The organism is Mycobacterium sp. NGS34 (genome assembly GCF_059812845.1).
In genome coordinates, this window is the sequence record NZ_JCALDM010000009.1 from 21,514 (window position 1) to 43,263 (window position 21,750).

Here is a 21,750-nt window from a genome sequence, read left to right on the forward strand (position 1 = left end):
GCCCCATGGTCACTCGAGTGCTGGTCGCCAACCGGGGCGAGATCGCCCGACGGGTGTTCGCCACCTGCCGTCGGCTGGGTCTGGGCACCGTCGCCGTCTACACCGACCCCGATGCCGCATCGCCGCACGTCGCCGAGGCCGACGCCCGGGTGCGGCTGCCCCAGACCAACGATTATCTGAACGCCGAGGCGATCATCGCCGCGGCCCGCGCCGCCGGCGCCGACGCCGTCCACCCCGGCTACGGATTCCTCTCGGAGAACGCCGAATTCGCCGCCGCCGTGCAGGGCGCGGGCCTGACCTGGGTCGGCCCGCCGGTGGACGCGGTGCGCGCGATGGGCTCCAAGATCGAGTCCAAGAAACTGATGGCCGCCGCGGGAGTTCCGGTGCTCGACGAGCTGGACCCCGACACGGTCACGGACGACCAACTGCCGGTGCTGGTCAAGGCCTCCGCGGGCGGCGGCGGCCGCGGCATGCGGGTGGTGCGCGAATTGTCCGCGCTGGCCGGCGAAGTCGAGGCGGCGCGGCGCGAGGCGCAGTCGGCGTTCGGGGACCCGACGGTGTTCTGCGAGCGCTACCTGCCCACTGGGCACCACGTCGAGGTCCAGGTCCTCGCCGACGCCCACGGCACGGTGTGGGCCGTTGGGGAGCGCGAATGCTCGATTCAGCGCCGCCACCAGAAGATCATCGAGGAGGCCCCCTCACCCCTGGTGGAGCGCACGCCGGGCATGCGAGCCAAGCTTTTCGACGCGGCACGCCTGGCCGCCGGGGCGATCGGCTACACCGGCGCCGGCACCGTCGAGTTCCTCGCCGATGATGACGGCGAGTTCTACTTCCTGGAGATGAACACGAGGCTGCAGGTCGAGCACCCGGTCACCGAGGAGACCACCGGGCTGGACCTGGTCGAACTGCAGCTCGACGTCGCCGCCGGCGGCCGGCTCGACGCCGAACCGCCCACCGCCCAGGGATATTCGATCGAGGCCCGGCTCTACGCCGAGGACCCCGCGCACGGCTGGCAGCCGCAGGCCGGCCCGGTGCACACGATCGACGTGCCGGGCGTGCGGGCCGAGTTCGGCCCGCTGGGGCACCGCACGGGGATCCGGCTGGACTCCGGGATCGTCGCCGGATCGGTGGTGTCGATCCACTACGACCCGATGCTCGCCAAGGTCATCTCCTACGCCCCGACGCGGCGGCAGGCCGCGCTGGTGCTCGCCGACGCGCTGGCCCGCGCCCGCCTGCACGGCGTGCGCACCAACCGCGAACTGCTGGTGAACGTGCTGCGCTACCCGGCGTTCCTCGACGGCGCCACCGACACCGCGTTTTTCGACACCCACGGCCTGGCGGAACTGTCCGCACCGCTGGCCGACGACGCGGCGATCCGGTTGTCCGCCGTCGCCGCCGCCCTCGCCGACGCCGCACGCAACCGCGCGACCGCTAGCGTGTTCGGCTCGATGCCCAGCGGCTGGCGCAACCTGCCGTCGGGGTATCAGGTCAAGACCTATCGTGATGACGCCGACACCGAGCACGGCGTCGAATACCGTTTCACCCGAACCGGATTGACGCTGCCCGGCCACCCGTCCGTGCGCCTGGTCTCCGCCGCGCCGGATCGGGTCATCCTCGCCGACGACGGGGTGGAGCTCACCTTCGCGGTGCGGCGCTACGGCCCCAACCTTCAAGACGTCTACGTCGATTCGGTGCGCGGGCCCGTGCACCTGGTCGCGCTGCCGCGCTTCCCGGAGCCCGGTTCGACCGTCGAGAAGGGTTCCCTGGTGGCGCCCATGCCCGGCAACGTCATCCGCGTCGGCGCCGCGGTCGGCGACACCGTCGCAATCGGCCAGCCCCTGATCTGGCTGGAGGCGATGAAGATGGAGCACACCATCACCGCCCCGTCGGATGGCGTGCTCGCCGAGCTCAACGTCGAAACCGGTCAGCAAGTCGAGGTGGGCGCCGTCCTGGCACGAGTGGAAGCGCCCGAAGCAGAAGGAGATTCACAGTGACCGACAGCAGCTTCATCGAGAACGAGGAGCGCCGGGCGCTGCGCAAGGCGGTGTCCGAGTGGGCATCCAACTACGGCGCCGAGTACTACCTGCAGAAGGCCCGCGCACACGAACACACCACCGAATTGTGGGCCGAGGCGGGCAAACTCGGCTTCCTGGGGGTGAACCTTCCCGAGGAGTACGGCGGCGGCGGCGCCGGGATGTACGAGCTGTCGCTGGTGATGGAGGAGATGGCGGCCGCGGGCAGCGCGCTGCTGCTGATGGTGGTGTCACCGGCCATCAACGGCACCATCATCAGCAAGTTCGGCACCGAGGAGCAGAAAAAGCGCTGGATCCCCGGAATCGCCGACGGCTCCCTGACGATGGCGTTCGCGATCACCGAGCCCGACGCCGGCTCCAACTCGCACAAGATCACCACCACCGCCCGGCGCGACGGCGGCGACTGGATCCTCAAGGGCCAGAAGGTTTACATCTCCGGCATCGATCAGGCGCAGGCGGTGCTGGTGGTGGCCCGCACGGAGGAAGCAAAGACGGGCAAGCTCCGCCCGGCGCTGTTCGTGGTGCCCACCGACGCGCCGGGTTTCACCTACACCCCGATCGAGATGGAATTGATCAGCCCCGAGCGCCAATTCCAGGTCTTCCTCGACGACGTCCGGCTGCCCGACGATGCGCTCGTCGGAGCCCAAGACGCCGCCATCGCGCAGCTTTTCGCCGGCCTGAACCCCGAGCGCATCATGGGCGCGGCCAGCTCGGTGGGCATGGCGCGGTGCGCGCTGAACAAGGCCGTCGACTACGTCAAGACCCGCCAGGTCTGGTCCACCCCCATCGGTGCACACCAGGGCCTGTCACATCCGTTGGCGCAGTGCCACATTGAGGTCGAGCTCGCCAAGCTAATGATGCAGAAGGCCGCGACGCTGTACGACAGCGGCGACGACGGGGGCGCCGCCGAGGCCGCCAACATGGCCAAGTACGCCGCGGCCGAGGCGGCCACCCGTTCCGTCGACCAGGCGGTGCAGTCGATGGGCGGCAACGGGTTGACGAAGGAGTACGGTGTGGCGGCGATGCTCGCCTCGGCCCGGCTCGGCCGGATCGCCCCGATCAGCCGCGAGATGGTGCTGAACTTCGTCGCGCAGACGTCGTTGGGCCTGCCCCGGTCGTACTGATGGACGCCGTCGTCGACTATTCGGTAGACGGGCATGTCGCCCGGCTCACCCTGAATTCGCCGCATAACCGCAACGCACTGTCGACTGCTCTGGTCGAGCAGTTGCATCGGGGACTCCGCGAGGCCGCCACGGACCCGCAGGTGCGGGTGGTCGTGCTGGGCCACACCGGTGGCACCTTCTGCGCCGGGGCGGACCTGAGCGAGGCCAGTGGCGGCGACCCCTTTGATGCGGCCGTGGCCCGGGCCCGCGAAATGACCGCACTGCTGCGCGCCATCGTCTCCTCGCCGCTGCCGGTCATCGCCGCCGTCGACGGGCACGTCCGCGCCGGCGGGTTCGGTTTGGTCGGCGCCTGCGACATCGCGATCGCCGGACCCCGCAGCACCTTCGCGCTCACCGAGGCCCGGATCGGCGTCGCGCCGGCGATCATTTCGCTGACGCTGCTGCCAAAGATGTCGCCGCGCGCCGCGGCGCGCTACTACCTGACCGGCGAGACGTTCGATGCGGCGGTGGCCGCGGAGATCGGACTCGTCACGATCGCGGCCGACGACGTCGACGCCGCGGTGGCGAAGGTCGTCGCGGACGTGGGCCGCGGCTCGCCGCAAGGCCTCGCCGCGTCGAAGGCGCTAACCACCGCCGCGGTGCTGGCGGGTTTCGACCGCGACGCCGAACGGCTTACCGAGGAATCGGCCCGGCTGTTCGTATCCGAGGAAGCCCGCGAAGGCATGATGGCGTTCCTGCAGAAGCGCCCGCCCAGTTGGGCAAACGTCTAACGGGGCCCGCGCGACCTGCGCAAAAGGCACCGGGGCAAGGCCTCGACCTGGGAAGAACGTTGCAGTTTAGCCAACCCCCTTGCAGCAAAACTTCTACGTCGTACGCTCGTGGATGATGAGCAACTCAGCGCAGCGCGATGCCGGCGAGACGCAGGCCGCGCGCGACGTACCGTCCCGCGCGGCCGACACGGATCGCATCCAGGTCGCGCAGTTGCTCGCGTACGCGGCCGAGCAGGGCCGCCTGCAGATGAAGGACTACGAAGACCGGCTGACGAAGGCCTACGCGGCCACCACGTACGAGGAGCTCGACGAGCTGCGGGCCGACCTGCCCGGCGCGATGCTGAGCCCGCGCCGGGGCGGCAAGCCCAACCCCGCACCGTCGACCTTGCTGCTGGCGTTGATGAGCAATTTCGAGCGGCGCGGCCGGTGGAACGTGCCGAAGAAGCTGACCACCTTCACCTTCTGGGGCACCGGGGTGGTGGATCTGCGTTACGCCGACTTCACCTCCACCGAGGTCGAGATCCACGCGATCTCGATCATGGGCGCGCAGAACATCTTGCTGCCGCCCGAGGTCAACGTCGAGATCCACGGCCGCGCCGTAATGGGCGGCTTCGACCACGCGGTGCTAGGCCAGGGCACGCCGGGCGCGCCTAAGGTTAAGATCCGCGGCTTCTCGCTGTGGGGCGGGGTGGGCGTCAAGCGTAAGGCCCGCCGGCCCCGATAGCGTTGTGCCCCAAGCTCTCCGAGCGTCGCTAGCCCGGAATGTAGTCGAACGTGTCGGGGTTGGGGCCCCTCCTGCCCGACTCGCCCTTGTCCAGCGCCGAGATCGCCTCCATGTCGGCGGCGTCCAGGTCGAAGTCGAACAGCTCGAAGTTCTCCCTGATCCGTTCCGGCGTCACCGATTTGGGGAAGACGATGTCGCCGCGCTGAACGTGCCAGCGCAACACCACCTGCGCCGGCGACTTGCCACGCGCCTCGGCGATGCGGTTGATCACCGGGTCGCCGAGCACCTTGCCCTGGGCGATCGGCGACCACGCCTCGGTGACGATGCCGTGGTCGCGCCCGTAGGCGCGGACCTGCTCGTTGGTGAAGTACGGATGAACCTCGATCTGGTTGACCGACGGCACCGTTTCGGTTTCCGCGGCGAGGCGCTCCAGATGCGCGGTCTGGAAGTTCGACACACCGACGCTGCGGGCGCGGCCGTCCTTGGCGAACTCTTCGAGGACCTTCCAGGTGGAGACGAAGTCCCCGCCGTAGAGGGTGGGCAGCGGCCAGTGAATGAGGAACAGGTCGACGTAGTCGGAGGCCAGGGCCTCCAGCGTCTTGTCGAATGCGCGCCGCGCATCGTCGGGCTTGTGGAAGCCGTTGTTGAGCTTGCTGGTGATGAAAACATCGGCGCGGTCCAGGCCGGCGTCGCGGATGCCTTGACCGACTTCCGTTTCGTTGCCATACATTTCCGCGGTGTCGATGTGCCGGTATCCGATGTCAAGGGCGCCCTTGACGGCCGCGGCCGTCTCGTCCGGCTTGATCTGGAACACGCCGAAACCAAGCTGCGGGATGCGCACACCGTCGTTGAGTTCGATCGTTGGAACGTTGCTCATGCGTCTCCTCCTTCTCCGCCCTACTACCCGGTCGGGGAAGGATCTATTCCCACTGCGGGATTATCGTCGCCGCCGCGAGCGCAGGTAGTCGCCCACCACGGCGGCCCCCAGGCCGTCGAGGTCGGGCACCACGACACGGCCCTCGACGCGCCGCGCGACCTGGTCGATGAACCGCGCCAGCCCCGGGTCGTCGCCGAGCCGGAAAATCGTCACCTGCGCGCCGAGCCTTGCCATGTCGTCGAATCCGCGCACGGTGTGGGCGATGGTCCGCGGATGCGGCGGGTAATCAAAAAACACCGCCGACCCGTCGCCGTTGAAGTCCTCCAGGTGAGCGGTCGGCTCGCCGTCGGTCACCACCAGCACGACGGGTTGCGCGTTGGGGTGCCGGCGCAGGTGCCGACCCGCCAGCGCGAGCGCGTGATGCAGGTTGGTGCCCTGCTCGTAGACGCCCTCCAGGCCGGTCAGCTCGGCGGCCGTCACCGTGCGGGCGTACCGGCCGAAGGCGATGATCTGCAGGGCGTCCGAGCGAAAACGCGTGCACACCAGGTGATTGAGCGCGAGCGCCGTCTGCTTCATCGGCAGCCAGCGATTCTCCATCACCATCGAAAACGACGTGTCGACCAGTAGCGCCACGGCGGCCTGGGTGCGGGTCTCGGTCTCGGAGACCTCGACGTCGTCGACCGTGATCCGCAGCGAAACGCCCTCCCCGTCCGAGCGGGCCGTCGTCGTGGTCCCGGCCCGCCGCAGCACCGCGTTGGTCATGGTGCGGGGAATGTTCCACGGCTCGGTGTCACCGAATTGCCAGGGTCGCGTCGCTCCGGTCAATTCGCCGGCGGCGCCCGCGCGGCGATGATCGCGCTCACCGCGCCGGCCCGAAAGTTGTTGCGCCACATCGCGCAGCGCCGTCTCCCCGAGCCGGCGCATCGCCTTGGGCGAGAGCCGCCACTGGCCGTCCGAACCACGGTCCAGGAAGCCCTGATTGACCAGGGCACGTTCCAATTCGGCGAGGGTGCGCGCGTCGATGGCCGCCTCGTCGCCGAGCTGGCGGGCCAGCGCGTCCAGGTCGACGTCATCCATGGTGGCGCCCGGGTAACTCTGCGACAGCTGCTCGGCCAGCTGCTCGAGTTCGGCGATGTCCGAGATCGCCTGCGTGCCTTCGCCCATGCCGAACGGGTTGTCGCCGGAGAACTGCTCGGATCCGGTCCAGTCCTCGCCGGGCCGCGCGGCCTGCAGGTGCGCGTCTAGCCGGCCCAGCGCCTCCATCAACGCCGGAGAACCAAATGCCTGCTGCGCCAGCGCATCCAGCTCGGCGCGCTGGTCGGGGCTCAGGCTGTTGCGGAAGCGCTGCGCCGCGGCGGCGCGCTTGGCCAGCGAGTCCAGCAGCTCGTCGACGTTGCGCGGGTTCTCCGGGAAGAATTCACCGTGCTTGTCCATGAAGTCTTCGAAGTCCTGCTGGGTGTCCTGGCCCTTGGCGTGCTTGTCCAGCAGCCCGTTCAGGTCGTCCAGCATCTCGTTGACGCGCTGGCGATCCTCGTCGGTGGCGCCCTCCAGGGCCTGCTTCATCCCCGCGAAACGCTGGTCCAGCATCTCGCGGCCGAGCAAATCCTTGATCTGCTCGTACTTTTGGCGGGCCTCGGGGCTGCGCCAGTCGTAGTTGGAAAGCTCCTGGACGGCCTTGGCGGGTGACGCCGGGAGCGCGTCCAGCTGCAGCTCGCCGAAGCGGGCGTCGTCGTCCAGCGCGCGGGCCAGCTCCTTGCGTTCGGCCAGCACCGCCTCGTCGAGCAGCTTCTTGATCTCCTGCAGGGTGCCGTCCAAGTTGTTGCGGCGCAACAGATCCCGTCGGCGCTTGTTCGCCTCGGCGGCCAGCCGGTCGGCGCCGGGCATGTTCTTGGTGCCGCGGCGCAGCAACTCCGAGAGCGCGCGCCGCGGCGAGGTGCCGGCCATCACGTCCTGGCCGATCTGTTCGAGCGCCTCGCGCAGATCCACCGGCGGTGCCAGCGGGTCGGGCCCGCCGGTGTACGCCGAGTATCGGGACGAATGCCCTCTAGCCATAGACGGTTTGGCCCTCCCCGGACACCTTGTCGATCCGCTTGGCCAGATACAACGCCTCGAGCGCCAATTCCAATGCCGCCGCCCGCTCACCTTCGGATTCGGCGTGCAGCTTGGCCGCGATCTTGTCCACGACAGGCAGGTTGGGCACGGCGGCCAGCACGTCCTTGGCCGACACCCGCTCGCCCGTCGTGACCGCCGAGCCGCCCTCGACCGCCGCCACCAGCGCGCCGACGTCGATGCCGCCCAGCACCCGGGCCGCGGTGTCGGCGGTCGCGCGGCGCAACAGGTGCTCCAGCACGGCCTGTTCGCGGCCCTCCTCGCCGGACTCGAATTCCAGCTTGCCGCGCAGCACGTCGATGATCGTGCCCAGGTCGACCACCCGGGCCACCGGGTCGGTCTCCCCCAGTACCGCGCCGCGGTGCCGGGCGGCTGCCGCGACGGTCTCGGCCGCCGCGATCGCGAACCGCGCCGACACCCCGGACCGCTGGTCGACCGAGTTGGACTCGCGCAGGTACCGGGCGAACCGCGCCATCACCTGCATCAGGTAGCCGGGGACCTGGGCGCTCAGATGGGCTTCCTGGACAATCACGCCCACCTCGGCCTCCAGCTCCAGCGGGTAGTGGGTGCGGATCTCGGCGCCGAACCGGTCCTTCAGCGGGGTGATGATGCGGCCCCGGTTGGTGTAGTCCTCGGGGTTGGCACTGGCGACCACCAACACGTCCAGCGGCAGGCGCAGCGTGTAGCCGCGGACCTGGATGTCGCGCTCCTCCATGACGTTGAGCATCGACACCTGAATGCGCTCCGCGAGGTCGGGCAGCTCGTTGACCGCGACGATGCCGCGGTGTGCGCGCGGGATCAGCCCGTAGGCGATGGTCTCGGGGTCCCCGAGGCTGCGGCCCTCGGCGACCTTGATCGGGTCGATGTCACCGACCAGGTCGGCGACGCTGGTGTCCGGCGTGGCCAGCTTCTCGGTGTAGCGCTCGCTGCGGTGCTTCCACGCCACGGGGAGGTCGTCGCCCAGGGTCGCGGCCCGCCGGATCGACTCCGGCGTGATCGGCCGATAGGGGTGCTCGCCCAGCTCGGCCCCGTCGATCACGGGTGTCCACTCGTCGAGCAGCCCGACCAGGGCCCGCAGCAGCCGGGTCTTGCCCTGGCCGCGTTCGCCCAGCAGCACGAAGTCGTGGCCGGCGATGAGCGCGCGCTCCAGCTGAGGCAGCACGGTGTCGTCGAAGCCCAGGATGCCCGGCCAGACCGCTTCACCCTCGGCCAGCGCGGTCAGCAGGTTTTCGCGGATTTCCTGTTTGACTCCCCGTTCGCGGTGGCCGGCGGCGCGCAGTTCGCCGACCGTGCGGGGCATGTTGCTCGGTGATGGCACCACTCCACGCTACGCGTAGGGCGCAGCTCCCACTCGGTAAGCGTGCTAGTGCGCGAAGTGACGGGCCCCGGTGAGGTACAGGGTGACGCCGGCGTTTGCGGCGGCCGCGGTCACCTCGTCGTCGCGCACCGACCCGCCCGGGTGCACGACGGCCTTCACCCCGGCGGCGGTCAGCGTCTCGAGGCCGTCGGGGAACGGGAAGAACGCGTCCGAGGCGGCGACCGCGCCGCGGACCCGGTCGCCGCCGCGCTCGACGGCCAGCCGGGCGGCGTCGACCCGGTTGACCTGTCCCATGCCGACGCCGATGGTGGCGCCGTCGGCCGCGATGACGATCGCGTTCGACTTGACCGCGCGGCAGGACCGCCACGCAAAGACCAGGTCGGTCAAGGTGTTCGGGTCGGCCGGCGATCCGGTGGCCAGGGTCCAGTTCGCCGGGTTGTCGCCGTGCGCGTCGAGCTGGTCGCGTTGCTGCACCAGCAGTCCCCCGCTAACCGGCCGCAGCTCGGTGCCGCCGGCCAGCGGCTCGGAGGCCACCAGCACCCGGATGTTCTTCTTGCGCGTCAACGCGTCGACGGCGCCCGGCGCGTAGGCCGGCGCCACGATCACCTCGGTGAAGATGGTGCTGACGTACTCGGCCATCTCGACGCTGACTTCGGTGTTCGACGCGATCACCCCGCCGAAGGCGCTCAGCGGATCGCATTCGTGGGCCTTGCGATGCGCCTCGGCCACCGACACCGACGAGATCGCGATCCCACAAGGGTTGGCGTGCTTGATGATTGCCACGCAGATCTCTTCGTGGTCGAAGGCCGCCCGCCACGCCGCGTCGGCGTCGGTGAAGTTGTTGTAGGACATCTCTTTTCCGTGCAGCTGCTCGGCCTGCGCCAGCCCCGGCCAGGCGCCCGCGTCGCTGTACAGCGCAGCCTGCTGGTGCGGGTTCTCCCCGTAGCGCAGCATCGCCGTGCGCCGCCAGCTGCCGGCGAGCCACTGCGGGAACGCCGTGGGCGGATGCTCGGGCGCCAGCGTCGACTCCATCCAGCCGGCGACGGCGACGTCGTACTCCGCGGTGTGCTGAAACGCCAGTGACGCCAGCCTTTTGCGCTCGGAGAGGGTAAATCCGCCGTTGCGCACCGCGGCGAGCACCCCGTCATACCCGAGCGGGTCGACCACCACCGCCACGCTGGGATGGTTCTTGGCGGCCGCCCGGACCATCGACGGGCCGCCGATGTCGATCTGTTCGACGCAGTCGTCGATGCTCGCGCCGGAGGCGACGGTCTCGCTGAACGGATAGAGGTTGACGACGACCAGTTCGAACGCCGCGATCCCGAGCTCCTCGAGCGCGGCGGCATGCTCGGGCTTGCGCAGGTCGGCCAGCAGCCCGGCGTGCACCCGCGGGTGCAGCGTCTTGACCCGCCCGTCGAGCACTTCGGGGAAGCCGGTCAGCTCCTCCACCCGGGTGACCGGAATCCCTTTGTCGGCAATGGTTTTCGCGGTGGAGCCGGTCGAGACGATCTCCACGCCCGCCGCGGCAAGACCCTCGGCGAGTCCGATCAGCCCCGTCTTGTCGTACACGCTGATCAACGCGCGGCGAATCGCCCTTCTTGACTCGTCGCTCATGCTGGGCTCATCCCAAGGTCGCCTTTCGTCCGGTCCAGGTCACGCCGCGAGTCGCCATCGCGGCCACCACATCCACCAACAGTCGCCGTTCGATGACCTTGATGCGCTCATGCAGTGTCTCTTCGTCGTCGCCGTCGAGCACCGGGACGGGCTCCTGCGCCAATATCGGCCCGGTGTCCATGCCGGCGTCTACCAGGTGCACCGTACAGCCGGTGACCTTCACACCGTAAGCCAGCGCGTCGGGCACGGCATGCGCTCCCGCGAATGCGGGCAGCAGCGCCGGATGCGTGTTGAGCGTTCGGCCGCAGAAGCGCGAAAGGAATTGCGGTCCAAGGATTTTCATGAAGCCCGCCGAGACGATGAGGTCGGGCGAGTGCGCGGCGGTGGCCTCGGTGATGGCGGCGTCCCAGGCCGCACGGTCCGGGTAGTCGCCGAGGCGGACCGTGAACGCCGGCAGCGACGCCGCCGCCGCGACCTCGGTGGCCCGGCATTCGCGGTCCACGCCGATGGCGACGATTCGCGCCGGGAAGTCGCCCGTGGCGGCTTCGATGAGCGAGCCCAGCAGCGAACCGGTGCCCGACGCCAGCACCACCACCCGCGCCGGTGCGCTCGGGGGCACGTGAAGCGGTTGGGGCACAACGGGGAGCCTAGTCGGAGGCCACGCCGCGCCGACTCTGCGTCCAGCGCTGCATCGCCCGGCGTGTCGGCGCGCTGAGCGCAGACTCGATCACGCCGGCGGCGGCTCGTCCTCGGGCTCGTCCGGGGGCTCGTCGGCGGGCACGTCGTCCTCGTCGGCCGGCTCCTCCTCGGCCGGCGCGACGGGGGCGGGCTTTGCTCGCCTGGGCCGCCTGAGCCGGACGGGCAAGATGCCGCCCGCCATCACCACGGTTATCCAGCCGACCACCGCGAACCAGAAGAACACGCCGATCAGCAGCGCCCCCTGGTCGACGCCGACGTGACCGAAGTTGCCCAGCCGGCCGCTGCCGCCGTAGGCCAGCAACGACATCGCCAGCGCCCCGGCGACCGAGGCCACCAGCAATTTGGCCAGCGCCGGCAAAAGCGGCAGCGCGTGCCGGGCGCACTGCTGTCCCACCGCCACGCCGGACGAGGCGCCCACGATGAGCAGCGCGACCCAGACCGGGCCCAGCGGCGGCGTGGGGGCCGCGGCCAGGATCGGCAGCGCGGGCATGTCGCCGCCGAACACGGTGAACGGACTGAACGTCGCGAAGCCGAGGTGGGCGCTGGACCCGACGGCCACCGCCGCGGCGCCGACGATGACGTTGGGCGCGTACAGCACCGACAACACCGTGAGGCTGAACTCGCCGAATATCGAATCGGTGATCCCGTAGAGCTCCTGCATCGTCGACCAGTGCACAACCAGCGAGCCCGCGGTCACCAGGCCGGAAAGCCCGAGCAACGCCAGCACTCCGGCGACCGCGGCGCGCAGCGAATCAGCGAGCCAATTGGGCAGCGGCGACGCCGCCAACGCGCGCCGGCCCACCCGCGACCACACGCCGATCGCCGCGCCGATCGCGTGCACCACCAGCACGCTGGTGAAAGCCCGCAGGGCGCTGGGCGTCTGCAGCTCGGTGATCACCGACGACGCATCGTGGATGACCGCCAGCGCGATCGCCGCCATCAGCAGCGGCCCACCCAGCGCGGAGGCGATCACCCAGCGGACCACCAGCCACGACGACGAGGGCGACGTCGCCCGCGCGCTGGTGCGCGCGGTGCCCCACACCATCAACAGGGCCGGCAGCAGCGGCAGCACGCCGAGCTCGCGGCCGCCGATCGAGATCGGCACCTGGTGCACCGCGAGCCACATGCTGGCGATGGCTCCCGGCGCGCCGGTCATGTCGCTGTTGGCGATCAGCAACTGCAGCAACGTGACCGCGGCGATGATGCCCAACGCCACGACGGCCGGGGCGAACGCCACCCGGACAAGGTCGCGCGCCTGGCGCGCGCCCGCCGCCTGGCTGTCCGCGCTTTCCGACACCCTTGTCACTCTTGGCGCACGTGCCCGACTACGCGCGAGGGCGCAGGCTTAGGCCGGTGCCGCCGGCCCGGATGACGGCGACTGTTGCTGCTCCTGGCCGCCGGTTGGGCTGGATTGGTCGGCCGGGGCCGAACCCGTCTGCGACTCGTTGGACGAGGGCGGCGGACCGAAGCTGGGGAAGCCGGTGGGTGGCGTGGACGGCCCCTGCTGATGCGCCGCCGGCTGGGGCCCGGATTGCGGCGAGGGCTGTGCAGCGAAGCCGCCGGTCGACGTGGGGATCGCCTGCTGCGTCACGTCCTGGCTCGACGGGTAGCCCCCGTACTGGGCGCCGTACCCGGACGGCCGGGGCGGCTCCTGGTGTCCCGGGTGCTGCTGGCCGTAATACGACGGCTGCTGTCCGTACTGCCCGTACTGGCCGTATTGCCCGTACTGGCCATACTGCGCGTACGGGTCGTACTTGGGGCGCGGGGCGGGCGCGGTGATGACGCCGGCGTCCAGCAGCAACGCGCCGACGGCGGCGATCGCCTGGAAAATGCTGCAGGCCACCAGGGGCCACATCGCCCAGCCGATCGCGAAACCGGCGGGCGTGTTGACGGTCTCGGTGATGGCCAGCAGCGCACCCAGCACCGCGACCACCGCGACGATCGCCACATAGCTCTTCGCCTTGGGCAACAAGCTGACTCCGGCCAGCAGGGACGCCAGCACCGCGACGATGACCGCGGTGCCCGCATCGCCGGCGCGTCCACCGCCGGGACCCAGGTCGGCGCCGATGGTGAACGTCGGGCCGAAGTTCAGCAGATACACCGCGATGCCGAGCACCACCACGGCGACGCTCAGGATCAGCGGAAGCTTGCTTTCGCCGTCGTCGGTCTTGGCGAACGACGGCGTGGTGCCCGCGTAGGAGCCGGCGGGCTGCGGGGATTGGTATCCGGGGCTACCGGGCGAGTAGGTCATGACTCCTCCTGTTGCTTCCCGTGGTCTTGAAGTGTCTCGGCGGCGTCACATTCAAGCGCGACGCGGCGCCGCTGGGCGCGCCGCTTCGAAACACCTTCCCCATGTTGCGTAGCGGCACGATCGATCCCCCACGCTAGCGCACGTCCGGGCGGCCGTGCCGGGACGCCGCGCCCGCGCAGCTTGCCCCGCATCGGTAGAACACGTTCTAATCCAGGGCATGGATTACGGGCTCGTGCTTTTCACCAGCGATCGTGGCATCTCCCCCGCGGCGGCCGCCAAGCTTGCCGACGACAACGGCTTCCACACGTTCTATGTGCCGGAACACACCCACATTCCGGTCAAGCGCGAGGCGGCGCATCCCACGACGGGCGACGCGTCGCTGCCGGACGACCGCTACATGCGCACGCTGGACCCATGGGTGAGCCTGGGCGCCGCGTGCGCCGTCACGTCGCGGGTGCGCCTGTCGACCGCGGTCGCGCTGCCCGTCGAGCACGACCCGATCACCTTGGCGAAAAGCATCGCCACCCTTGACCATCTGTCGGGCGGCCGCGTCAGCCTCGGCGTCGGGTTCGGGTGGAACACCGACGAGCTCGCCGACCACGGGGTGCCGCCGGGGCGCCGCCGCACCATGCTGCGCGAGTACATCGAGGCCATGCGCGCGTTGTGGACGGAAGAAGAGGCCGCCTACGACGGCGAATTCGTCAAGTTCGGTCCCAGCTGGGCCTGGCCCAAGCCGGTGCAGCCACACATTCCGGTCTTGGTCGGCGCGGCCGGCAACGAGAAGAACTTCAAGTGGATCGCGCGCAGCGCCGACGGCTGGATCACCACGCCGCGCGACTTCGACATCGACGAGCCCGTGAAGCTGCTGCAGGACACCTGGGCGGCCGCGGGACGTGACGGCGCCCCCCAGATCGTCGCGCTGGACTTCAAGCCGATCCCCGAGAAGCTGGCGCGATGGGCCGAGCTGGGGGTGACAGAGGTGCTGTTCGGGTTGCCGGACCGCCCCGAAGACGAGATCGCCGCCTACGTGGAGCGGCTGGCCGGCAAGCTGGCCGCCGCCGTTTGAGTGCCCGGCCCCCGCGTTCGCGAGACTTAAGCTGCTGCGATCGTCCGCGGCGTGTCGTGTGCGTGGTGTAAGTGTCGCGGAATGACGCGTCAGGTTTAGCGCGAGCAGACGCAGAATCGCACAAATCCGCGTGGCGGCGTGCGATTCTGCGTCTGCTCGCCGAAGAGCTCTACAGGCTGGCGAGGATCTCCCGGGCCAGCGCGGCCGTCTCCGACGGGGTCTTGCCGACCTTGACGCCGGCCGCCTCCAGGGCCTCCTTTTTGGCGGCCGCGGTGCCCGACGAGCCGGACACGATCGCGCCCGCGTGGCCCATCGTCTTGCCCTCCGGCGCGGTGAATCCCGCGACGTAGCCGACGACGGGCTTGGAGACGTGGGCCTTGATGTAGTCGGCCGCGCGCTCCTCGGCGTCGCCGCCGATCTCACCGATCATCACGATGACCTTGGTGTCGGGGTCCTTCTCGAACGCCTCGATGGCGTCGATGTGGGTGGTCCCGATCACCGGGTCCCCGCCGATGCCGATGGACGTCGAGAACCCGAAATCGCGCAGCTCGTACATCATTTGGTAGGTCAGCGTGCCGGACTTGGACACCAGCCCGACGGGGCCCGACCCGGTGATGTTGGCCGGGGTGATGCCCACCAGCGCCTCGCCCGGCGTGATGATGCCGGGGCAGTTCGGCCCGATGATGCGGGTCTTGCCGCCCTTCTCCACGTTGTAGGCCCACGCAAAAGCCGTGTCCTGCACCGGAATTCCCTCGGTGATGACGACCAGCAGCGGGATCTCGGCGTCGACGGCCTCGATGATGGCGTCCTTGGCGAACTTCGGCGGCACGAAGATGATCGACACGTCGGCGCCGGTCTTCTCCATCGCCTCGGCGACGCTGCCGAACACCGGCAGCTTGGTGATCCGGCCGCCCTTGTCCTCGTGCGTGACGGTGGTGCCCGCCTTGCGGGCGTTGACGCCGCCCACAATCTGGGTGCCCGCCTTGAGCATTCGGGCGGTGTGCACGGTGGCCTCGCTGCCCGTGATGCCCTGGACGATGACCTTGTTGTCCTTGTTCAGGAAGATCGACATGGTTCCAAAGTCCTTTCTAGTGTCGACCCGCTGCGACCGGCTGCGCCGCTCTTGCGATAGCCACGTCTCAGGCGCTCGCCAGCTCGGCGGCCTTGTCGGCGGCCTCGTCCATGGTGGCCACCAGCGTCACCAGCGGGTGGTTGGCCTCGGTCAGGATGCGGCGGCCCTCCTCGACGTTGTTGCCGTCGAGGCGCACCACCAGCGGCTTGTTGGCCTCGCCGCCGAGGATTTCCAGCGCCTTGACGATGCCGGTGGCGACCGCGTCGCACGACGTGATGCCGCCGAAGACGTTCACGAACACGCTCTTGACCTGTTGGTCACCCAGGACCACGTCCAGCCCGGCGGCCATCACCTCCGCCGACGCGCCGCCGCCGATGTCGAGGAAGTTGGCCGGCTTGACGCCCCCGTGCTTCTCGCCGGCGTAGGCGACGACGTCGAGGGTCGACATCACCAGGCCCGCGCCGTTGCCGATGATGCCGACGGCGCCGTCGAGCTTGACGTAGTTGAGGTGGTGCTCCTTGGCCTTGAGCTCCAGCGGGTCGGTGGCGTCGCGGTCCTCGTACTCGGCGTGGTCCGGGTGGCGGAAGTCGGCGTTGGCGTCGAGGGTGACCTTGCCGTCGAGCGCCAGGATCCGGTCTTGCGGATCGCGCACCAGCGGGTTGACCTCAACCAGCGTCGCGTCCTCGGCGACGAAAAGCTCCCACAGCTTGGAGATGGTGACCGCGGCGGCGTCGAGCACCTCGGCGGGCAGGTGGCCCTGCTCGGCGATCGACCGCGCGGTCGCCTCGTCGACGCCCTTGACGGCGCTGACGGGAACCTTGGCCAGCCGGTCGGGCTTGGTGGCGGCCACCTCTTCGATCTCCATGCCGCCCTCGACCGAGCACATCGCCAGGTAGGTGCGGTTGGCGCGATCGAGCAGGAAGGAGATGTAGTACTCCTCGGCGATGTCGCTGGCCTCGGCGACCAGCAGCTTCTTCACGATGTGGCCCTTGATGTCCAGCCCGAGGATGTTCTGGGCGTGTTCGTACGCGTCGTCGGGCGTCGCGGCGTACTTGACGCCGCCGGCCTTGCCGCGGCCCCCGATCTTGACCTGCGCCTTGACCATCACCGGGCGACCGATCTCCTCGGCGATCACGCGGGCGCCCTCAGCGGTGTCCGTCACCCGGCCGGGCGTGCTCGGTACGTTGTGCTTGGCGAACAATTCTTTTGCTTGATACTCGAAAAGGTCCATGGGCTCACTGTCTTCGGTCGGCTTGCTGCTAGGCCTGTACGTGGGTGGCGGCGCCGGAATCGGCAACTCGCACGGTGGCACTGTATCCACCCGCCGAACGCCTGCTACCGTCGCGTCCACCGATGTGGCACAGCTCACGGCATACCGGCGAGCCTCAAAAGTGATGCGAATCACAATATTGGTTGGGCTCTTGGCCCGAGGTTGCCAGCCCGGTCGGTTAGCGGATACCTTCCTAGGGTCCAGATAACGTTATGGTCACGATACGAGGACAATTCAGCTTGTCGCAGCACCGTTTAAGCCGCCCTTCTGCCGTGTCGAACGGCGTCGTGAGGGTCGGTCGCGCGGCCGGGGGCCGGTGGACCGAGGCGAACCGAAACGAAGTCACCGAGATCCTTCCGCTCGACGGATTCGACTTCGACGACCTGGAATTCGCCGACGAGTCGGGTGATCTCGACGACCTGGACTTCAGCAACGACTCGACCTTCGACAACGAGGCTCGCGTATTGCTGGCTCCCGAGCTCGACGACCTACACGACGTCGACGACCTGGGCCCGCTGTTGCTGGCCGCGCCCGCCGCCGTGGCGGTCCCGGCGAGGTTCCAGCCCGAAGTCCCGGATACCGAAGGGCGCCGGCCCAACCACTCGGACATCACCGACGTCATCCCGGCGATCCGGCGCGGCGGGGCGCACCGTAAGCAGCCGACCAGCGCGGCCAGGGGCCGCCTGCTGATCTCCGCGATGGCGGCCGGAGCGGCCGCCGCAGCGGCCCACACGGCGACCAGCCACGCCGACACCCCCAAGACGGAGGCGGTGCTGACGGCCAACGCGTCGGCGCTCAGCGGCGGTTCGGGGCCGAGCACCATCCGCGGCGCCCAGGTGATCGCGGTCCAGCCCGCGGCCAACGCCGCGGTGCACAACGAGGAATTCGCCAGGGGCGTGGCCTACGCCAACGATCGGGCGCAGCGCGAGGCCCGGTTGCAGCAGCCGCTCTTTGTGATGCCGACGAAGGGGATCTTCACCTCCAACTTCGGGTACCGCTGGGGCGTGCTGCACGCCGGAATCGACCTGGCCAACTCGATCGGCACCCCGATTTACGCGGTGTCCGACGGCGTCGTCATCGACTCCGGGCCGGCCGCCGGCTACGGGGCGTTGGTCAAGCTCCGCCACGCCGACGGGACGGTCACCCTCTACGGCCACGTCAACACGACGCTGGTCAGCGTCGGCCAGCGCGTCATGGCCGGCGACCAGATCGCCACCATGGGCAACCGCGGCAATTCCACCGGCCCGCACCTGCACTTCGAGGTGCTGCAGGGCGGCACGGAGCGGATCGACCCCGTGCCGTGGCTCGCAAAGCGGGGACTTAACGTCGGCAATTACGCTGGCTAGGGTGAGTTCGCCCAACGATCCCCCTGCTCCGCCGCCCGAGACCGCAGCACCCCCCTCGGAATCGCAGACTCGGATCATCCGGCGGGCACCGACCGGGCCGATGCCCGTCGTGCCGGAATCGCCGACCAGCCAGATCCCGCGGCAACCGCCGTCGTACGAGCCCCCCGCCCGGCACGCGGGTTTGCCACGCAGTGAACCGAGCGGCCGGACCGCCGTCGCCGCCGCCGCCGCGGTCAGCATTGTCAGCGGCTGGGCCACGTCCGTGGTGGCCACCGACCTGATCGCCGGATGGTGGCGCACGGACCGCCTGTTCTGCATCGCGGTGGCCTTTCTCGCGCTGGTGTTCGCGATCACCACCGTTTCGGGTGTCATCTTGTTGCTGCAGCATCGGCCCGTGGGGCGCTACCTCATCGCGGCCGGCGCGGTGGTCGCGGTGTTGACCTACGGCGGCGTGTTCATCGCGGGTGCGCGGGTGGCGTGGATCGTCTACACCCTGTGGCTGCTGCCGGTCGCCAGCGTGGCGCTGGCGTTTCACCCGCAAACCAAACGCTGGCTGCAGGCCTAAAGCTTGCTGACCGGGGCGTGGTTGTGCATCAGCTTCACGCGTCCCGCGCTGCCGAAGTCGATCAGTGACATCGCCGATTCGCCGACGCCGGAAACCTCCTCGACCCGGCCGAGCCCGTACTTGTCGTGGGTCACCCGATCGCCGGGTTGCAGCACCAGCGGCGGCCGCTTGCTCGCCCCCGAGCGGGTCGGCGACGGGCGCGGCGCGCCGAACCGTCCGGCGCCGCTCACCGGCGCACTGAACGACGGCGCGGGCGCGCTGCGCCGCCAGTCGATGAGCTCCTGCGGAATCTCGCGCAGGAAGCGCGATTCCGGGTTGAGCATCGGCTGCCCCCACGAGGACCGGACGATGGCCCGGCTCACGTACAGCCGCTGGCGCGCCCGGGTGATGCCGACGTAGGCGAGCCGGCGCTCCTCGGACAGCTCGATCGGATCGTCCAGCGAGCGCATGTGGGGGAACATCCCGTCCTCCCAGCCGGTGACGAACACAACCGGAAACTCCAGCCCCTTCGCGGTGTGCAGCGTCATCAGCGTGACCACGCCGGCGCCGTGCTCGGGGATGTCGTCGGCGTCGGCGACCAGCGAGACGCGTTCCAGAAACGCCGCCAGCACACCGGTGTCCGGCACGTCTTCGTCCTCGGGCGCCGACTCGTCCAGCGCGGCCGCGTTGGCCTGGTCGGTGCTGAATTCGTGTGCGACGCTGACTAATTCGTTGAGGTTGTCCAGCCGGGCCAGCTCCTGCGGATCGGTGGAGGACTCCAGCTCGTTGCGGTATCCGGAGCGCTCGAGCACCAACTCGACCAGGTCGCCGAGGTCGTCGTCGAGGTGGCTCCGCAGGTCGTCCAGCAGCTCGACGAATCCCGCAATCGCCTTCTCGGCGCGCGTATTCAGCATCGGCACTTTGCCTTCGGCCGCGGCCACCAGCGCGTCGGCGAAGCTGGCGCCGGTGTTCTCGGCGTACACGGTCACGCACGCCTCGGCGCGATCCCCGATGCCGCGGCGCGGCGTGTTGAGGATGCGCCGCATGCTGACCGCGTCGCCGGGGTTGTCCAGCACCCGCAGGTAGGCGACGATGTCGCGGATCTCCTTGCGCTCGTAAAAACGCACTCCCCCAACAACTTTGTACGGAATCCCGGCGCGGATGAAGACCTCCTCCAACGACCGCGACGAGTTGTTGGTGCGATAGAACACCGCCACGTCGTTGTAGGTGATCTCGCCGCGCTCGGCGAGCGCATCGATCTCCTCGGCCACGAACCTGGCCTCGTCGTGCTCGTTGTCGGCGACGTAGCCGACGATCAGCTCGCCAGCGCCGGCGTCGGTCCACAGTCGCTTCTCGCGGCGCCCGGAGTTGCGGGCGATCACCGAGTTGGCGGCCGACAGGATGTTCTGTGTGGAGCGGTAATTCTGTTCCAGCAGAATGGTTCTCGCGTCGGGGTAGTCGCGCTCGAAGTCCTCGATGTTGCGGATGGTGGCGCCGCGGAACGCGTAGATCGACTGATCGGCGTCGCCCACCACGCACAGCTCGCCGGGCGGCACGTCGTCGACGGTCTCGGTGCCCACCAATTCACGAACCAGCACGTACTGCGCGTGGTTGGTGTCCTGGTATTCGTCGACCAGGACGTGGCGGAAGCGGCGCCGGTAATACTGCGCGATTTCGGGGAACGTCTGCAGCACCGCGACGGTCTCGCCGATCAGGTCGTCGAAGTCCAGCGCGTTGGCCGCCCGCAGGCGCCGCTGGTACTCGCCGTAGACGGAGGCCACCGTGCGGCTCAACTCGTCGGAATCCTCGGTCAGGTTGGTCACGGCCTCGTCGGGGTAGACCAACTCGTTCTTCAGGTTGGAGATGGCGTTGGCCAGTAGCCGCGGCGAGTAGCGCTTGATGTCCAGGCCCATGTCGCGGCCGATCATCTGCAGCAGCCGCCGCGAGTCGTCGGCGTCGTAGATCGAGAAGTTGGAGTTGAGGCCCTTGATCAGCGACGCCTGGTTGCGCAGGATGCGCACGCAGGTCGAGTGGAAGGTGGACACCCACATCGCGCGGGCCCTGGGGCCCACCAGCCGCACCACCCGTTCGCGCATCTCCGCGGCGGCCTTGTTGGTGAAGGTGATCGCCAGGACCTGGCCGACGCCGACGCCCCGCGCGGCGATCAGGTAGGCGATGCGCCGCGTCAGGACGGCAGTCTTGCCCGATCCCGCGCCCGCGACGATCAACAGGGGCGAACCCTCGTGCACCACCGCCTGGCGCTGTTGCGGGTTGAGCCCGTCGAGCAGCTGCTCTGCTTCGGGGGCGGACTTGGCATCAGGATTACTGGTCGCGTGCACACTCATGTCGGTCCAAATTTACCGCCGCCCTCCGACTACTTCGCTGGCCAGGCCCTCCGGCGCGGCGTGACCGTTTTTGCGTGGTTACGGCCGTTAGTGGCACACTCGGTGAATGCTCAACAGGCAGCGCCGATTTTTCTACGGGTACCGGCCAGCGGTGCCCGTGGTGTAGCTGCTTTCGCAGAGCCCCGTGGTCCGCTTCCGGATTCGGGGCTCGTCTCTTTTGTGAGGCCCGATATCGGATGAGACCAGAACCCCCACATCAAGAGAATGCGGAGTTAGCAGAGATGAACATCGAGATGGTCGAGGCCCAAGAGGCCACCGACATTGACGCGTTGCGCCAGGAGATCGACCGGCTGGACGCCGAGATCCTGGCCGCGGTGAAGCGGCGGGCCGAAGTCTCCCAGGCGATCGGCAAGGTGCGGATGGCCTCCGGCGGCACCCGGCTGGTGCACAGCCGAGAGATGAAGGTCATCGAGCGCTACAGCGAGCTCGGGCCCGAGGGTAAGGACCTGGCGATGCTGTTGCTGCGGCTGGGCAGGGGCCGGCTCGGCCACTGAGGCCGTCCGTCACACCTGGCTCCGTCCCGTCGGG

At 69.3% G+C, this 21,750-nt stretch carries 17 protein-coding genes and 1 pseudogene; 8 read left to right on the plus strand and 10 right to left on the minus strand.

Going from position 1 to position 21,750, the window contains the following annotated elements:
• Window positions 1–5: 5 nt before the first annotated feature.
• The 4 genes from AC5Y7V_RS21475 (at window position 6) to AC5Y7V_RS21490 (ending at window position 4,651) form a co-directional block, all read left to right on the plus strand.
• On the plus strand, window positions 6–1,994 hold the full coding sequence (locus AC5Y7V_RS21475) for an acetyl/propionyl/methylcrotonyl-CoA carboxylase subunit alpha (protein WP_499882060.1): 1,989 nt from the start codon (window positions 6–8) through the stop codon (window positions 1,992–1,994).
• Entirely contained in the window at window positions 1,991–3,157 is a 1,167-nt protein-coding gene (locus AC5Y7V_RS21480) for an acyl-CoA dehydrogenase family protein (RefSeq protein ID WP_499882061.1), read from the plus strand. The genes AC5Y7V_RS21475 and AC5Y7V_RS21480 overlap by 4 nt, the downstream gene beginning before the upstream one ends.
• Window positions 3,157–3,927, plus strand: coding sequence for an enoyl-CoA hydratase family protein (locus tag AC5Y7V_RS21485; RefSeq protein ID WP_499882062.1), 771 nt, complete (start codon window positions 3,157–3,159; stop codon window positions 3,925–3,927). Before AC5Y7V_RS21480 ends, AC5Y7V_RS21485 begins: the two co-directional genes overlap by 1 nt.
• 115 nt (window positions 3,928–4,042) lie before the next feature.
• On the plus strand, window positions 4,043–4,651 hold the full coding sequence (locus AC5Y7V_RS21490) for a DUF1707 SHOCT-like domain-containing protein (RefSeq protein WP_499882063.1): 609 nt from the start codon (window positions 4,043–4,045) through the stop codon (window positions 4,649–4,651).
• A gap of 28 nt (window positions 4,652–4,679) precedes the next feature.
• On the opposite strand, the gene AC5Y7V_RS21495 is transcribed toward AC5Y7V_RS21490, so the two are convergent.
• The 7 genes and pseudogenes from AC5Y7V_RS21495 to AC5Y7V_RS21525 form a co-directional block, all read right to left on the minus strand.
• Complete coding sequence (locus tag AC5Y7V_RS21495; protein WP_499882064.1) at window positions 4,680–5,528, minus strand: aldo/keto reductase; 849 nt, start codon at window positions 5,526–5,528, stop codon at window positions 4,680–4,682.
• 60 nt (window positions 5,529–5,588) lie between these two features.
• Window positions 5,589–7,580, minus strand: a complete 1,992-nt coding sequence (locus AC5Y7V_RS21500) for a vWA domain-containing protein (protein ID WP_499882065.1) — start codon at window positions 7,578–7,580, stop codon at window positions 5,589–5,591.
• A complete protein-coding gene (locus AC5Y7V_RS21505; protein ID WP_499882202.1) occupies window positions 7,573–8,937 on the minus strand; it encodes a sigma 54-interacting transcriptional regulator in 1,365 nt (454 codons plus the stop codon). The genes AC5Y7V_RS21500 and AC5Y7V_RS21505 overlap by 8 nt, the downstream gene beginning before the upstream one ends.
• Before the next feature lie 63 nt (window positions 8,938–9,000).
• Complete coding sequence (purH, locus tag AC5Y7V_RS21510; RefSeq protein ID WP_499882066.1) at window positions 9,001–10,569, minus strand: bifunctional phosphoribosylaminoimidazolecarboxamide formyltransferase/IMP cyclohydrolase; 1,569 nt, start codon at window positions 10,567–10,569, stop codon at window positions 9,001–9,003.
• Between the two features lie 7 nt (window positions 10,570–10,576).
• Window positions 10,577–11,206, minus strand: coding sequence for a phosphoribosylglycinamide formyltransferase (gene purN / locus AC5Y7V_RS21515; protein ID WP_499882067.1), 630 nt, complete (start codon window positions 11,204–11,206; stop codon window positions 10,577–10,579).
• Window positions 11,207–11,299: 93 nt separating this feature from the next.
• A pseudogene (locus tag AC5Y7V_RS21520) lies at window positions 11,300–12,574 on the minus strand (cell division protein PerM); the annotation flags it as partial.
• Between the two features lie 39 nt (window positions 12,575–12,613).
• Window positions 12,614–13,519: a DUF5336 domain-containing protein gene (locus AC5Y7V_RS21525; RefSeq protein WP_499882068.1), complete on the minus strand. Its 906-nt coding sequence runs from the start codon at window positions 13,517–13,519 to the stop codon at window positions 12,614–12,616.
• A 217-nt stretch (window positions 13,520–13,736) separates the two neighbouring features.
• Here AC5Y7V_RS21525 and AC5Y7V_RS21530 point away from each other — a divergent pair, with 217 nt between their 5' ends.
• The gene (locus tag AC5Y7V_RS21530) at window positions 13,737–14,585 is read left to right on the plus strand and encodes an LLM class F420-dependent oxidoreductase (RefSeq protein ID WP_499882069.1); all 849 of its coding nucleotides are present in this window, start codon (window positions 13,737–13,739) and stop codon (window positions 14,583–14,585) included.
• Between the two features lie 169 nt (window positions 14,586–14,754).
• Here AC5Y7V_RS21530 and sucD read toward each other — a convergent pair whose 3' ends face one another.
• Window positions 14,755–15,657: a succinate--CoA ligase subunit alpha gene (gene sucD, locus AC5Y7V_RS21535; protein ID WP_499882070.1), complete on the minus strand. Its 903-nt coding sequence runs from the start codon at window positions 15,655–15,657 to the stop codon at window positions 14,755–14,757.
• A 67-nt stretch (window positions 15,658–15,724) separates the two neighbouring features.
• Window positions 15,725–16,888: an ADP-forming succinate--CoA ligase subunit beta gene (gene sucC / locus AC5Y7V_RS21540; protein ID WP_499882071.1), complete on the minus strand. Its 1,164-nt coding sequence runs from the start codon at window positions 16,886–16,888 to the stop codon at window positions 15,725–15,727.
• Between the two features lie 278 nt (window positions 16,889–17,166).
• Here sucC and AC5Y7V_RS21545 point away from each other — a divergent pair, with 278 nt between their 5' ends.
• Both AC5Y7V_RS21545 and AC5Y7V_RS21550 read left to right on the plus strand, forming a co-directional pair.
• A complete protein-coding gene (locus tag AC5Y7V_RS21545) occupies window positions 17,167–18,273 on the plus strand; it encodes a M23 family metallopeptidase (RefSeq protein ID WP_499882072.1) in 1,107 nt (368 codons plus the stop codon).
• Between the two features lies 1 nt (window position 18,274).
• Complete coding sequence (locus AC5Y7V_RS21550) at window positions 18,275–18,838, plus strand: hypothetical protein (protein WP_499882073.1); 564 nt, start codon at window positions 18,275–18,277, stop codon at window positions 18,836–18,838.
• On the opposite strand, the gene pcrA is transcribed toward AC5Y7V_RS21550, so the two are convergent.
• Window positions 18,835–21,162 carry a DNA helicase PcrA gene (gene pcrA, locus AC5Y7V_RS21555; RefSeq protein WP_499882074.1) on the minus strand — a complete coding sequence of 776 codons (2,328 nt, stop codon included), beginning with the start codon at window positions 21,160–21,162 and terminating at the stop codon, window positions 18,835–18,837. The two genes, AC5Y7V_RS21550 and pcrA, sit on opposite strands and share 4 nt — an antisense overlap.
• Before the next feature lie 236 nt (window positions 21,163–21,398).
• Between pcrA and AC5Y7V_RS21560 the strand changes: the two genes are divergently transcribed.
• Window positions 21,399–21,716, plus strand: coding sequence for a chorismate mutase (locus AC5Y7V_RS21560; protein WP_499882075.1), 318 nt, complete (start codon window positions 21,399–21,401; stop codon window positions 21,714–21,716).
• Window positions 21,717–21,750 lie beyond the last annotated feature (34 nt).